Annotated in this window: 12 protein-coding genes and 2 tRNA genes; 7 read left to right on the forward strand and 7 right to left on the reverse strand. The window is 72.1% G+C overall.

The features are described 5' to 3' along the window. Positions 1-40 precede the first annotated feature (40 nt). The 3 genes from J2Z30_RS24425 to J2Z30_RS24435 all read left to right on the forward strand — a co-directional run bounded on the left by J2Z30_RS24425 (position 41) and on the right by J2Z30_RS24435 (position 2,447). Positions 41-114 (forward strand) — tRNA-Met (locus J2Z30_RS24425). A 181-nt stretch (positions 115-295) separates the two neighbouring features. Next, a complete protein-coding gene (locus tag J2Z30_RS24430) occupies positions 296-2,143 on the forward strand; it encodes a tetratricopeptide repeat protein (RefSeq protein ID WP_044570173.1) in 1,848 nt (615 codons plus the stop codon). A gap of 227 nt (positions 2,144-2,370) precedes the next feature. After that, positions 2,371-2,447 (forward strand) — tRNA-Met (locus tag J2Z30_RS24435). A 165-nt stretch (positions 2,448-2,612) separates the two neighbouring features. On the opposite strand, the gene J2Z30_RS24440 is transcribed toward J2Z30_RS24435, so the two are convergent. Next, the gene (locus J2Z30_RS24440; RefSeq protein WP_020868561.1) at positions 2,613-3,026 is read right to left on the reverse strand and encodes a Fur family transcriptional regulator; all 414 of its coding nucleotides are present in this window, start codon (positions 3,024-3,026) and stop codon (positions 2,613-2,615) included. Positions 3,027-3,188: 162 nt separating this feature from the next. On the opposite strand from J2Z30_RS24440, the gene J2Z30_RS24445 reads away from it, so the two are divergent. Continuing rightward, positions 3,189-4,655: a catalase gene (locus J2Z30_RS24445; protein ID WP_044570172.1), complete on the forward strand. Its 1,467-nt coding sequence runs from the start codon at positions 3,189-3,191 to the stop codon at positions 4,653-4,655. A 111-nt stretch (positions 4,656-4,766) separates the two neighbouring features. On the opposite strand, the gene J2Z30_RS24450 is transcribed toward J2Z30_RS24445, so the two are convergent. Next, complete coding sequence (locus J2Z30_RS24450) at positions 4,767-5,159, reverse strand: CBS domain-containing protein (RefSeq protein ID WP_044581415.1); 393 nt, start codon at positions 5,157-5,159, stop codon at positions 4,767-4,769. 189 nt (positions 5,160-5,348) lie between these two features. Continuing rightward, a complete protein-coding gene (gene hisN / locus J2Z30_RS24455) occupies positions 5,349-6,143 on the reverse strand; it encodes a histidinol-phosphatase (protein ID WP_044570170.1) in 795 nt (264 codons plus the stop codon). Positions 6,144-6,316: 173 nt separating this feature from the next. Here hisN and J2Z30_RS24460 point away from each other — a divergent pair, with 173 nt between their 5' ends. Continuing rightward, positions 6,317-6,904: a TetR/AcrR family transcriptional regulator gene (locus tag J2Z30_RS24460; RefSeq protein WP_044570169.1), complete on the forward strand. Its 588-nt coding sequence runs from the start codon at positions 6,317-6,319 to the stop codon at positions 6,902-6,904. A gap of 20 nt (positions 6,905-6,924) precedes the next feature. On the opposite strand, the gene J2Z30_RS24465 is transcribed toward J2Z30_RS24460, so the two are convergent. The 4 genes from J2Z30_RS24465 to J2Z30_RS24480 all read right to left on the reverse strand — a co-directional run bounded on the left by J2Z30_RS24465 (position 6,925) and on the right by J2Z30_RS24480 (position 10,747). After that, a complete protein-coding gene (locus J2Z30_RS24465) occupies positions 6,925-7,248 on the reverse strand; it encodes a DMT family transporter (RefSeq protein WP_044570167.1) in 324 nt (107 codons plus the stop codon). 271 nt (positions 7,249-7,519) lie between these two features. After that, positions 7,520-8,527: a ribosome small subunit-dependent GTPase A gene (gene rsgA, locus J2Z30_RS24470; RefSeq protein WP_044570165.1), complete on the reverse strand. Its 1,008-nt coding sequence runs from the start codon at positions 8,525-8,527 to the stop codon at positions 7,520-7,522. A gap of 12 nt (positions 8,528-8,539) precedes the next feature. Continuing rightward, positions 8,540-9,916, reverse strand: a complete 1,377-nt coding sequence (aroA, locus tag J2Z30_RS24475; protein ID WP_052701366.1) for a 3-phosphoshikimate 1-carboxyvinyltransferase — start codon at positions 9,914-9,916, stop codon at positions 8,540-8,542. Between the two features lie 117 nt (positions 9,917-10,033). Further along, positions 10,034-10,747: a M50 family metallopeptidase gene (locus J2Z30_RS24480; RefSeq protein WP_044570163.1), complete on the reverse strand. Its 714-nt coding sequence runs from the start codon at positions 10,745-10,747 to the stop codon at positions 10,034-10,036. A gap of 48 nt (positions 10,748-10,795) precedes the next feature. On the opposite strand from J2Z30_RS24480, the gene J2Z30_RS24485 reads away from it, so the two are divergent. After that, positions 10,796-11,614, forward strand: a complete 819-nt coding sequence (locus J2Z30_RS24485) for an SOS response-associated peptidase (RefSeq protein WP_044570162.1) — start codon at positions 10,796-10,798, stop codon at positions 11,612-11,614. 113 nt (positions 11,615-11,727) lie between these two features. Beyond that, positions 11,728-12,354: an alpha/beta hydrolase family protein gene (locus J2Z30_RS24490; RefSeq protein WP_044581413.1), complete on the forward strand. Its 627-nt coding sequence runs from the start codon at positions 11,728-11,730 to the stop codon at positions 12,352-12,354. The last annotated feature ends 65 nt before the right edge of the window (positions 12,355-12,419 follow it).

The raw sequence follows: 12,419 nt of genomic DNA on the forward strand, positions 1-12,419 counted from the left end.
GGCCGACCCCTCGCGCCGTGGTACGGTGGTTGCACCACGGCGCGGGGTGGAGCAGCTCGGTAGCTCGCTGGGCTCATAACCCAGAGGTCGCAGGTTCAAATCCTGTCCCCGCTACTGATACACCAGGCCCGGATCCGCAAGGATCCGGGCCTCGTTGTGTGTTGTATGAGCGTCCACTCGGGGAATGCGGATACAAGCGTTTGGGTTGTCTCTCTGTGGGCATGTCGACAAAACGCTGAAGTGACCTCCTCGGCTGCGGTATACCAGGTGTACGCCGGACGCGGGTGATGCCACGATGGGATTTATGGGGGACAGGGTCAGTCTGTTGGAGACAGGGCGTTTTGCGCACGCGCACGACGATGCCGAGGAGGAGACGCGGCACCGTCGTGCCGCCGAGGCCGGTGACACCGCCGCGATGAGCGCGCTCGGCGCGCTGCTGCTGCGCCGTGGCGACCTCGATGGCGCCGAACCGCATCTGCGGGGAGCCACCGCGGCGGGCGATCGCGCCGCCGCCAACAACCTCGGCGTTCTGCTGCACCAGCGCGGCTATGCCGACGAGGCGGCCGGCTGGTGGCGCATAGCCGCCGTCGCCGGATCCCCCGCCGCGGCCCATGCCCTGGGCCGCCATCACCGCGAGCGGGGAGACGAGCCCGCCGCCGAGTACTGGCTGCGCCAGTCCGCCGAGTCCGGCCACACCCTGGGCGCGTACGCGCTGGGCGATCTGCTGGAGCACCGCAGCGACATCGGGGCCGAGCGCTGGTTCCGTACGGCCGCCGAGCGCGGCCACCGCGAGGCCGCGTACCGCCTCGCCCGCATCCTCGACGACCGCGGCGACGAGGGGGACGAGCCGGCGGCCGAGCGCCGCCGTGGCGCCGACGGGGGCGACCGGGAGGAGGCCGAGCAGTGGTACCGGCAGGCCGCCGCGCGCGGCCACCGGCGCGCCGCCCTCCACCTCGGCACGCTGCTGGAGAAGCGCGGTGAGACCAAGGAGGCCGGGCGCTGGTACCTGATGTCCGCCAAGGACGGCGAGGCCCGTGCCGCCTGCGCGCTGGGCTTCCTGCTGCGTGACGCGGGCGACACCGACAGCGCCGCCGTCTGGTGGCACCGGGCGGCCCAGGACGGCGACGGCAACGCGGCCAACGCGCTGGGCGCGCTCCACGCCGACCGTGGCGAGACCCAGACCGCCGAGCGCTGGTACCGCGCCGCGCTCGACGCCGGGGACATCAACGGCGCCTACAACCTCGGGCTGCTCTGCGCCGAGCAGGGCCGCACGGCCCAGGCCGAGCAGTGGTACCGCCGCGCGGCCTACGCGGGCCACCGCGAGGCCGCCAACGCCGTAGCCGTGATGCTGCTCCAGCGCGGCGACGCGGCGGGCGCCGAGCCGTGGTTCTCCAAGGCGGCCGAGGCGGGCAGCGTCGACGCCGCGTTCAACCTGGGGATCCTGCACGCGGGCCGGGGCGAGGACCGGGCGGCCCGGCAGTGGTACGAGCGGGCCGCCGCCGCCGGGCACACCGAGGCCGCGCTGCAGGTCGGCCTCGCCCTGCAGCGGGAGGGCGACCTCCAGGGCGCCGAGCGCCATCTGCGCTGCGCCGCGGGCGGCGGCAGCGCCGAGGGCGCCTTCCGGCTGGCCGCGCTGCTGGACCGCTCCTCGGTCGGCGGCGACCCGGCGACCGGCACCGGCTTCGGCAACTCGTCCGGGACCCGCTTCCCGACCCCGCCGCCGGACGACGGCTCCGGGCCGCACGTCCCCGAGTACGAGGAGTGGTACGAGCGCGCCGCGCGGCAGGGCCACCGGCGGGCCCAGGTGCGGGTGGGCATGTTCGCGGCCGCGCGCGGCGATGTGGTCGAGGCCGCGCGCTGGTACCGCATGGCCGCCGAGGCGGGCAGCAGCAACGGCGCGTTCAACCTGGGGCTGCTGCTGGCCCGGGAGGGCAGCGAGCCGGAGGCCGCCCTGTGGTGGACGCGTGCCGCCGAGTCGGGGCACGGGCGGGCCGCGCTGCGGCTCGCGCTGCTCGCGGCCCGTCGCGGGGCGCTCGCCGAGGGGCAGCGGTGGTGTGCGCGGGCGGTCGAGCTGGGGCCGGCGGAGGTCGCCGAGCGCGCGGCCCGGCTGCGAGAGGCGCTCCAGCAGGAGCTCACGGCCTGAGTGCTCAAGCTGAGCGCTCCGCCTGGGCGTTCCGCTGGAAGTGCCCCGACCTGCCGTCGATCGTCCGCGGCGCCGTCGTGGCTGATCGCCGTCGTGGCTGATCGCGCCCACGCATCGGAGCCGCACGTCGGCACGGCCCCGCGCCCCTTCAGGGCCCCACCGGCGGGGCCCCTCGGTAACCAGTTTGCTCCTGCTGGCCACCCCGGGTTAAGGTTGCTACACAACGGCGCGGGGTGGAGCAGCTCGGTAGCTCGCTGGGCTCATAACCCAGAGGTCGCAGGTTCAAATCCTGTCCCCGCTACCATGACGAAGGCCCGGATCCTCCAGGATCCGGGCCTTCCGTCTGTCCGTCTGTCGCCGCCTTACGGTCACGGCCTTACGGTCGCGGTCACGGCCTTACGGTCGCGGTCACGGCCTTACGGTCGTGATCCGCGCCCCGCTCGCGCCGCGCCCCTCGGGCCTCAGGCCCTCAGGCCGCGCAGTTGGGGCACAGCCCCCGGTACGTCACCTCGACCGCGGAGATCGCGAAGCCGTAGCGCTCCTGGGTGGGCAGGTCGGCGAGCAGGTCGCCGGAGGGGTGGACATCGCGGATCGTGCCGCAGCGCGCGCACACCAGGTGCTGATGGGCGTGATGCGCGTTCGGGTCGTAGCGCTTGGCTCTGCCGTCCGTGCTGACCTCGATCACCTCGCCGAGCGTGACGAGTTCGCCGAGGGTGTTGTACACGGTCGCGCGGGAGATCTCGGGCAGTCGCTCGGCCGCCAGCGCGTGGACTTCGTCGGCGGTGTAGTGCACGTGGTCCCCGTCGAGGACCTCGGCGACGACACGCCGCTGCGCCGTCAGCCTCCAGCCGCGTCCCCTGAGCCGTTCCAGCAGGTCACTCATGCCATTCACCTATCAGTCAGATAAGGACAAGGGTAGCAGCGGACGAGTCCTTGACCAGATCGGGTACGAGTCTCAAAACCTTCTTGACTTAGACAATGTCCAATGTAGGATCGAGCCCAGCTCCAGACCAAGGGACAGAATGCGAGTACGCAGGAGGCGCACGTGACGGTCCAGGAAAACATCACTGGTCCGCTGACCACGGAGTCCGGGGCTCCGGTGGCGGACAACCAGAACAGCGAGACGGCGGGCGTCGGCGGGCCGGTCCTCATCCAGGACCAGCACCTGATCGAGAAGCTCGCCCACTTCAACCGCGAGCGGATCCCGGAGCGGATCGTGCACGCGCGGGGCGCCGGCGCGTACGGCACCTTCACCGTGACCGCGGATGTGACGAAGTACACCCGCGCCACGTTCCTCTCCGAGGTCGGCAAGCAGACCGAGACGTTCCTGCGCTTCTCGACGGTCGCCGGCAACCTCGGCTCGGCGGACGCGGTGCGCGACCCGCGCGGTTTCGCGCTGAAGTTCTACACCGAGGACGGCAACTACGACCTGGTGGGGAACAACACCCCGGTGTTCTTCATCAAGGACGCCATCAAGTTCCCCGACTTCATCCACACCCAGAAGCGCGACCCGTACACCGGCTCGCAGGAGGCGGACAACGTCTGGGACTTCTGGGGGCTCTCACCCGAGGCCACCCACCAGGTGACCTGGCTGTTCGGCGACCGCGGCATCCCCGCCTCGTACCGCCACATGAACGGCTACGGTTCGCACACCTACCAGTGGAACAACGCCGCGGGCGAGGTCTTCTGGGTGAAGTACCACTTCAAGACCGACCAGGGCATCAAGAACCTCACCACCGCCGAGGCGGCGGAGACCTCCGGTCTGGACCCGGACAGCCACCAGCGCGATCTGCGTGAGGCCATCGAGCGGGGTGACTTCCCGACCTGGACCGTGCAGGTGCAGATCATGCCGGCGGCCGACGCGGCGAACTACCGCTTCAACCCGTTCGACCTGACCAAGGTCTGGCCGCACGAGGACTACCCGCCGATCGAGATCGGCAAGCTGGAGCTCAACCGCAACCCGCGGAACATCTTCGCCGAGGTCGAGCAGTCGATCTTCTCGCCCGCCCACTTCGTGCCGGGTATCGGCCCGTCCCCGGACAAGATGCTCCAGGGCCGCCTGTTCGCGTACGGCGACGCCCACCGCTACCGCGTCGGCATCAACGGCGACCACCTGCCGGTGAACCGTCCGCACGCGGCCGAGGCGCGCACGTACGGCAGGGACGGCTTCATGTACGACGGCCGTCACGCGGGCGCCAAGAACTACGAGCCCAACAGCTTCGGCGGCCCGGCCGAGACCGGCCAGGCGCTGTGGCAGCCGTCGCCGGTGTCCGGCCGGACCGGGGACCACGAGGCCCCCTCGCACGCCGAGGACGACGACTTCGTCCAGGCGGGCAACCTCTACCGGCTGATGTCGGACGACGAGAAGGAGCGCCTGATCGAGAATCTGGCGCAGTTCATCGCCAAGGTCTCCCGCGATGACATCGCACAGCGGGCGATCGGGAACTTCCGCAAGGCGGACGCCGACTACGGCAAGCGGCTGGAGGCCGCGGTCCAGGCCCTGCGCGGCTGACGGACGCTTGCCGTATCAACCGAAGAGGCCGGACGCCGTTGGGCTCCGGCCTCTTCGTGTGCCGGTTCATTCGTGTGCCGGTTCAGGTGCCGGGCGCGGTGCGCCAGGCCCTTACGCCGGTACGGGCTGGGGCGCCGGGGCCCAGCAGCGGATGATGTCGCGCACGGACACCACCCCGACCGGGTCGCCCGCGTCGAGGACGATCAGATGGCGGAAGCCGCCCTGGGACATCGCGCGGGCCGCCTCGTCCAGCGTCCACCCGGGGGCGGCGAAGACGACATCGGCGGTGGTGTGGTCGTGTGCGGTCTCCTGGTCGGGGTCCTGGCCCGCCCCCAGGGAGTTGAGGATGTCGCGCTCGGTGAGAATCCCCAGGCCGCTGGTGTCGGGATCGAGCACGATGGCCGATCCCACCCGGCGGGCCGACATCAGCCCGGCGGCCTGGCGGAGCGTGTGCGCGGGGCCGATGGTGAGGACCACCGAGCTCATGGCGTCACGGACGTGCATGGGCATGGATGGAGCCACCTCCTTGGTGAATCCCAGATCCCATTAGAGAAAGGATTCACAAGTTCACAAGGTCCTGGATTCTCATGTTCACATGCCTTGGTGGGTCCAACAAGGGCGCGCGGAAGCCGATCTGCCGCTGAGCGCGCCCCGCGCTCCGGTTCATGCTCCGGCCAGCGCCCGGAACGCCCTTCAGGACCGCAGGTAGTCCAGCATCACCCCGTGCAGCAGCCCATTGGACGCCGCCGCGTCGCCGCTGTTCGGGCCCGGTACGCCGTCGAGTCCGGTGAAGCGGCCGCCCGCCTCCTGGACGATCACCGCGTTGGCCGCCATGTCCCACAGCGACAATTCCGGTTCGGCGCAGATGTCCACCGAGCCCTCGGCCACCATCATGTACGGCCAGAAGTCGCCGTAGCCACGGGTGCGCCAGCAGGCGCGGGTCAGGTCGAGGAAGCCGTTCAGCCTGCCGCGCTCCTCCCAGCCGCTGAGCGAGGAGTACGCGAACGAGGCGTCGGAGAGGTTGCTCACCCTGGAGACCGCGAGCCGGCTCGCGGAGGACAGGCTGCGCCCGGTGTACGCCCCGAGCCCCTCGGCGGCCCACCAGCGCCGTCCCAGCGCCGGTGCGGAGACCGTCCCGACCACCGGCCGGTCGCCGCCCTCACCGCGCTCCATGAGGGCGATCAGGGTGGCCCAGACCGGGACCCCGCGCACATAGTTCTTGGTGCCGTCGATCGGGTCGATCACCCAGCGCCGCGGACCGCTGCCCTCGCTGCCGAACTCCTCGCCGAGAACCGCGTCGCGCGGCCGGGCGCGCTGGAGCGAGGTGCGGATCAGTTCCTCGGCCGCCTTGTCGGCCTCGCTCACCGGCGTCATATCGGGTTTTGTCTCGACCTTGAGGTCGAGCGCCTTGAACCGCTCCATGGTGGTCGCGTCGGCGGCATCGGCGAGAACATGGGCGAGACGCAGGTCATCGTGGTAGTCGGGCATGGCCGAACAGTATCGACAGGAAAAGACGCGGAGCTACACGACTCCACAACGACCATGGGACTTCGGCTGGACGGCCCGTCCGCGCGGGGCTCTTGACTTCATCTGGCGGTCCGTCAATTCTGTCGGGCACATGCCGGGCCGGGAGGCGACGATGCCCGCTCTGGGAGGCGACGATGCCCGCAGCGCGTGAATCCTTACTCGACGCGGCCTTCGCCGCGCTCGGGCGCGGTCCGTGGCCGAGGGTGAAGATGTCCGAGGTCGCGGCGGCGGCCGGGGTCTCCCGGCAGACCCTCTACAACGAGTTCGGCAGCAAGGACGGCCTCGCCCGCGCTCTGGTGCGGCGCGAGGCCGACGCGTATCTGTGCGGGGTCGAGCGGGCGCTGTCCGGGGTGTCCGGCGCGGCGGCCCCCAGGGAGCGGCTGGCCGCCGCGGCGGTGTGGACGGTCCGCTCGGCGGCCGAGAACCCGCTGGTGCGGGCGGTGCTCACGGGCTGCTGGAACGAGCGGCTGCCGACGTCCGTAAGGACGTCCGTAAGGACGACACCGCCGGGGGCGCCGGAGCCGGAGCCGCTGCCCGCGCCCGGCGAGCTGATCGGCGAGGCGCGGGACCGCGCGGTGCGGCTGCTGGAGGGCGACTGGCCGCCTGGCGCGGTCGAGCTGCCGCTGGCCTGCGAGGCGGTCGCCAGGCTGGCCCTGTCGTACGTGGTGGCGCCCGCCCCGGCGGCGGACGTGGCCCGTATGGTGCGCACCGTGCTGGCCTGAGCCGGCCCGGGGGGCGGGTCTCAGTGGGCCGAGCCGGAGAGCTGGAGCCCTATCACGCCGACGACCACCAGCGAGATGGAGATGATCTTGAGCGTGGAGACGAGGTCACCGAGGAAGACCATGCCGTAGATCGCGGTCCCGGCGGCCCCGATCCCTGTCCACACCGCGTACGCGGGCCCCACGTCGAGCTTCTTCAGCGACAGCGTCAGCAGCCCGAAGCTGCCGAGTGCGAACGCGCAGAAGGCGACCGTCGGCCAGAGGCGGGTGAAGCCGTGCGAGAGCTTGAGGCAGACGGCGAAGCCGGTTTCGAGTAGCCCGGCGACCACGACCAGCAGCCACGCCATAGAGATGCCCTCCCGTGCCGCCGTGGGCTGCCGTCGCCCGGGGCATCCCCGGTCGCCTGGATTGCCTGAGTCGCCTCGATTGCTTGATGCGATTATCCATTTACCGCCCGGATGGAGCGGCAAACACGCCCCCAGGGGGTGTCCGGCGGATCTTGCCGTCTGCGGCGGGCTGCTCCCCTCCCCGCCCCTTCCCACAACTGGGGTTCCGCCCCCAGGCTCCGGGGTCTGGGGCGAGGCCCCGGTTACGGGAAGGGGCGGGGAGGGGAAAGACCTAGTCGCCCTCCCGCCGCTCGCGGGTGGCCAGCAGCCGCCGCAGGGAGTAGAGCCGGGCCGGTTCGGCGTGGCCGTCGGCCACCCACTGGTCCAGCGCGCAGTCCGGCTCGTCGTGGCTGCAGGCGCGCGGGCAGCCCTCGGTGCCCGGCTCCAGGTCCGGGAAGGCGTGGATGACCCGCGCCGGGTCCACGTGGTGCAGCCCGAAGGACCGCACGCCCGGGGTGTCGATCGCCCACCCCTTGGCGTCCGGCAGGGGCAGCGCGAGCGCGGAGGTGGTGGTGTGGCGGCCGCGGCCGGTGACCGCGTTCACCCGGCCGGTGGCCCGCTGGCGGTCCGGGACCAGCGCGTTCACCAGCGTCGTCTTGCCCACGCCCGAGTGGCCCACGAAGACGGTGATCCGGTCGGTCAGCCGCTCCCGCACCCGGTCGGCGGCGTCGCCGTCGGCCAGCTCGTCGCGGCTGGTGACGACATAGGGGACGCCGAGCGCCTCATAGGTCTTCAGCATGTCGTCGGCGGGCGCCAGATCCGACTTGGTGAGGACGAGCAACGGCTCCAGGCCCGCGTCGAAGGCGGCCACCAGGCACCGGTCGATCAGCCGCGGGCGCGGCTCCGGATCGGCCAGGGCGGTCACGATCGCGAGCTGGTCGGCGTTGGCGACCACCACCCGCTCGTACGGGTCGTCGTCGTCGGCGGTGCGGCGCAGGACGGAGGAGCGCTCCTCGACCCGGACGATCCGGGCGAGCGTGTCCTTGTCGCCGGAGAGGTCCCCGACGACCGCGACCCGGTCGCCGACCACGACGCCCTTACGGCCGAGCTCGCGCGCCTTCATGGCGGTGATGGTGCGGTCCTCGACCAGGACCGTGAGCCGGCCGCGGTCGATCGTGAGTACGAATCCCTCGGCGGCGTCCTCGTGTTTGGGGCGGATGTGGGTGCGCGGCCGGTTGCCCTTGCGGTTGGGGCGGATCCGAACGTCGTCCTCGTCGGTGTGCTTGCCGTAGCGGCGCATGAGTCCAGGCTCTCAGGATCTCCGCGCCGAGGTCGTCGTCGCGTCGAGCATGCCGGTCCACAGACCGGGGAAGTCGGGGAGGGTCTTGGCGGTGGTCGCCACGTTCTCGACCAGCACGCCGTCGACGGCCAGGCCGAGGACGGCGGCGGCGGTGGCCAGCCGGTGGTCCTCGTAGGTGTGGAAGATCCCGCCGTGCAGCGGGCGCGGGCGGATCCGCAGGCCGTCCTCGGTCTCGGTGACGTCCCCGCCCAGCTCGTTGATCTCCCTGGCGAGGGCGGCGAGCCGGTCGGTCTCGTGGAGCCGCAGATGCGCGATGCCGCGCAGCATCGACTCGGAGTCGGCCAGCGCGGCGACCGCCGCGATCACCGGGGTGAGCTCGCCGACCTCGTGCAGATCGGCGTCGATCCCGGTGATCCGGCCCGTTCCGGTGAAGGTCAGACCGGTGTCGGTGAGCTCGCAGGAACCGCCCATCTCGGTGAAGATCCGGCGCAGTTCGTCCCCGGGCTGGGTGGTGCGCGCCGGCCAGTCCGGGATGGTCACCCGGCCGCCGGTGACCAGGGCGGCGGCCAGGAACGGCGCCGCGTTGGACAGATCGGGCTCGACGACCAGGTCGCGGCCGAGCAGCGCGCTAGGCGCCACCCGCCAGACGCCCCGCTCGCCGCCCGCCTCCGGGGTGTCCACCCGGGCGCCCGCCGCGCGCAGCATGTCCACGGTCATCCGGATGTGCGGCAGGGAGGGCAGCGCGGCGCCGATGTGACGCACCTCGACGCCCTGGTTGAAGCGCGGCGCGGACAGCAGCAGCGCGCTCACGAACTGGGAGGACGACGAGGCGTCGACGCGGACCGGGCCGCCGTCCAGCGCCCCGCCGCCGTGCACGGTCATCGGCAGCGCGCCGCGGCTGTCGTCGTCGATGCGGGCGCCCAGGGTGCGCAGCGCGTCGATCACGCCGTGCAGCGGGCGCTCGTGGGAGCGGGGGTCGCCGTCGAAGTGGACGGGGCCGTCGGCCAGGGCGGCGACCGGCGGCAGGAAGCGCATCACGGTGCCGGCGTTGCCGACGTCGATGGTGGCCGGGCCGTGCAGCCCCGCCGGGATGACCCGCCACGCCTCTCCGCCGCCGGAGGGGCCGCTGGAGCCGAGGGCGCCGTCGGACACCGTCTCCTCGATGCCGACGCCCATGGCGCGCAGGGCGGCGGCCATCAGGAGCGTGTCGCGGGAGCGGAGCGGGCGGCGCAGCCAGCCGGGTTCGGCGGCGAGCGCGGCCAGGATCAGACCGCGGTTGGTAACCGACTTGGATCCGGGCACGGTGACGGTCGCGTCGACCGCTCCATCGGCGGTCGGAGCGGGCCAGAGGGCGGTGCAGTCGCCCGGGGAGGTCTCAATGCCGGTCATGGGTCTTACTTTAGTGGTTCGCCCGGAGTGCCAATCTTGATCGAAAGTGGCGAAACCCAGTCGAAACACGGCGCTGCTACGGATGCCGATGGAAGCGCGCCGGGCGCTCGTACGGGGTCACAGCCCCAGCAGCCAGCGCCCTCCGGCGAGCAGCGAGCACAGCGAGACCACGTGGAAGAGCAGCAGCCAGGCGCCGGCCGGAATGCCCGTCAGCCGGGCGAGCTGGTCGGGATCGGAGTCGTACGCACCGCCGTGACGGCGCTTGCGCTGGAGCTCGAAGGCCGGTCGCACGCCCCCCAGGAGGAGGAACCACACCACGGCGTACGCGAACCCCGCCTGGACGTCCGGCCCGGTCAGCCAGGAGACGAGGAAGAAGGCGGCCCCGCTGATGACGACCGTAAGGACGCCATAGGCGTTGCGGATCATCACCAGCATCGCGACCAGCAGCGCCGTCGTCCCCCACAGCAGCAAGGTGATGTGGTTCGCCGCCAGCAGCCAGGCGCCGCCGAGGCCCAGCAGGGAGGGGGCGGTGTAGCCGGACGCCGCGGTGAGGATCATGCCCAGGCCCGTGGGCTTGCCGCGCGAGACGGTCAGCCCGGAGGTGTCCGAGTGCAGCCGTATGCCGTCCAGCCGCCGCCCGCTGAGCAGGGCGACCACGGCGTGGCCGCCCTCATGGGCGATGGTGATGGCGTTACGGGCTATCCGCCACGCCGTACGGAAGACCACGACCGCGAACGCGATCACGCCGGTGGAGACGACCAGCCAGGTGGTGGGGTCGGGCTGGGTACCGGTCACCCGGTCCCACAGATCGGCGGCGTTCGTTGCGTCCATGTGCGGGCGGCTCCTCGCGTCGGTACGGGTCGTGGCAGTGTGGCACCTATGTGCGGTCGATACGCAGCGAGCCGGAGGCCGGAGGATCTCGTCGGGCTCTTCGGAGTGGAGAAGTGGGAGCCGGAGGAGACTCTGGCGCCGGACTGGAACGTCGCGCCCACCAAGGACGTGTACGCGGTGCTCGAACGCCCCCTTAAGGACGCCACCGAGCCGCGCCCGGTTCGCCAGCTGAGGGCGTTGAAGTGGGGGCTGGTGCCGTCCTGGGCGAAGTCCCCCGAGGGCGGCGCCAAGATGATCAACGCACGGGCCGAGACCGTGCACGAGAAGCCGTCCTACCGGCGCCCGTTCGCCTCGCGGCGCTGCATCCTGCCCGCCGACGGCTACTACGAGTGGGTCACCGCGGCGGGGGAGCGGCAGCTGGAGGAGAAGGGCAAGCGGAAGCGGCCCCGCAAGCAGCCGTACTTCGTGACCCCGGTGGACGGCTCCGTGATGGCCATGGCCGGGCTGTACGAGTTCTGGCGGGACCGGACGCTGCCGGACGAGCACCCCCGGGCGTGGTGGGTCACCTGCACGGTGATCACCACCGAGGCGGACAAGGAGCCCTTCGGGGGCGCGGCCCGGGACGAGGGGCCGGGCTCGCTCGCCGAGATCCACCCGCGGATGCCGCTGGTCCTCACCGAGGACCGCTGGACCTCCTGGCTGGACCCGGGCCGCACCGACCCCGACGACCTGCTGCCGCTGCTGGCGCCGCCGCCCTCCGGGCTGTTGCGGGCGTACCCGGTGGCCACCGGGGTGAGTGATGTCCGTAACAACGGCCCCGAGCTGCTCGAGGAGCTCGAGGCCCCGGAGGAGGGCACGCTGTTCTGATGGCTGCGAAGAAGACGGATGGACCTCAGGTGACGGATGGACCTCGGGTGACGGATGGACCTCAGGCGACCGACGCACCTCGGGGGACCAACGCACCTCGGGTGACCACCGAGATGGTGGCAACCCCGGCCGGGGACGCCCGGATCACCTGGCACCACGCCCCCGGCGCCCATGCCCTGCTTGCCGCCAGCCATGGCGCCGGCGGGGGCATCGAGGCGCGGGACCTGCGCGCGCTGGCCGGGGCGCTCCCCGGGCTCGGCGTGAGCGTCGCGCTGGTCGAGCAGCCGTGGCGGGTGGCGGGCAAGAAGATCGCGCCCGCCCCCTCGACCCTCGACACCGGATGGCGTGCCGTATGGCCCGCGCTGGAGAAGGCCGGGCTGCCGATCGTGGCGGGCGGCCGCAGCGCCGGGGCGCGGGTGGCCTGCCGGACCGCGACGGAGCTGGGCGCGAAGGCCGTACTGGCGCTGTCGTTCCCGCTGCACCCACCGGGCAAGCCGGAGCGGTCCCGGGCCGAGGAACTGCTGGCCACGGGCGTGCCGACGCTGGTCGTCCAGGGCGGCCGGGATCCGTTCGGGCGACCGGAGGAGTTCCCGGAGCTGCCCGCGGCCATGGAACTCGTGGAGGTGCCTTACGGGGACCACGTCTTCGGCCTGCCGAAGTCGGCGGATATCGACGAGCCCGCGGCGCTCGCCCTGATCACCGGGGCCGTCACCGACTGGCTGCCGCGCGCCCTGGGCTGATCGCTGATCGCTGATCGCTGATCGCCGATCGATGTCCGCCGACCGCCGCCCCCGCCCTGGACCAG

This window comes from Streptomyces iranensis, from assembly GCF_017874715.1.
Lineage (GTDB): Bacteria > Actinomycetota > Actinomycetes > Streptomycetales > Streptomycetaceae > Streptomyces > Streptomyces iranensis.

Excerpts from the sequence above, each read along its gene's own strand:
- J2Z30_RS24465 (WP_044570167.1), bottom strand. The coding sequence starts at position 7,248 with ATGGCGTGGCTGCTGGTCGTGGTCGCCGGGCTACTCGAAACCGGCTTC.
- J2Z30_RS24480 (WP_044570163.1), bottom strand. The coding sequence starts at position 10,747 with ATGGACGCAACGAACGCCGCCGATCTGTGGGACCGGGTGACCGGTACC.
- J2Z30_RS24440 (WP_020868561.1), bottom strand. The coding sequence starts at position 3,026 with ATGAGTGACCTGCTGGAACGGCTCAGGGGACGCGGCTGGAGGCTGACG.
- J2Z30_RS24460 (WP_044570169.1), top strand. The coding sequence starts at position 6,317 with ATGCCCGCAGCGCGTGAATCCTTACTCGACGCGGCCTTCGCCGCGCTC.
- aroA (WP_052701366.1), bottom strand. The coding sequence starts at position 9,916 with ATGACCGGCATTGAGACCTCCCCGGGCGACTGCACCGCCCTCTGGCCC.
- J2Z30_RS24490 (WP_044581413.1), top strand. The coding sequence starts at position 11,728 with ATGGTGGCAACCCCGGCCGGGGACGCCCGGATCACCTGGCACCACGCC.
- J2Z30_RS24450 (WP_044581415.1), bottom strand. The coding sequence starts at position 5,159 with ATGCACGTCCGTGACGCCATGAGCTCGGTGGTCCTCACCATCGGCCCC.
- rsgA (WP_044570165.1), bottom strand. The coding sequence starts at position 8,527 with ATGCGCCGCTACGGCAAGCACACCGACGAGGACGACGTTCGGATCCGC.
- J2Z30_RS24430 (WP_044570173.1), top strand. The coding sequence starts at position 296 with ATGGGATTTATGGGGGACAGGGTCAGTCTGTTGGAGACAGGGCGTTTT.
- hisN (WP_044570170.1), bottom strand. The coding sequence starts at position 6,143 with ATGCCCGACTACCACGATGACCTGCGTCTCGCCCATGTTCTCGCCGAT.
- J2Z30_RS24485 (WP_044570162.1), top strand. The coding sequence starts at position 10,796 with ATGTGCGGTCGATACGCAGCGAGCCGGAGGCCGGAGGATCTCGTCGGG.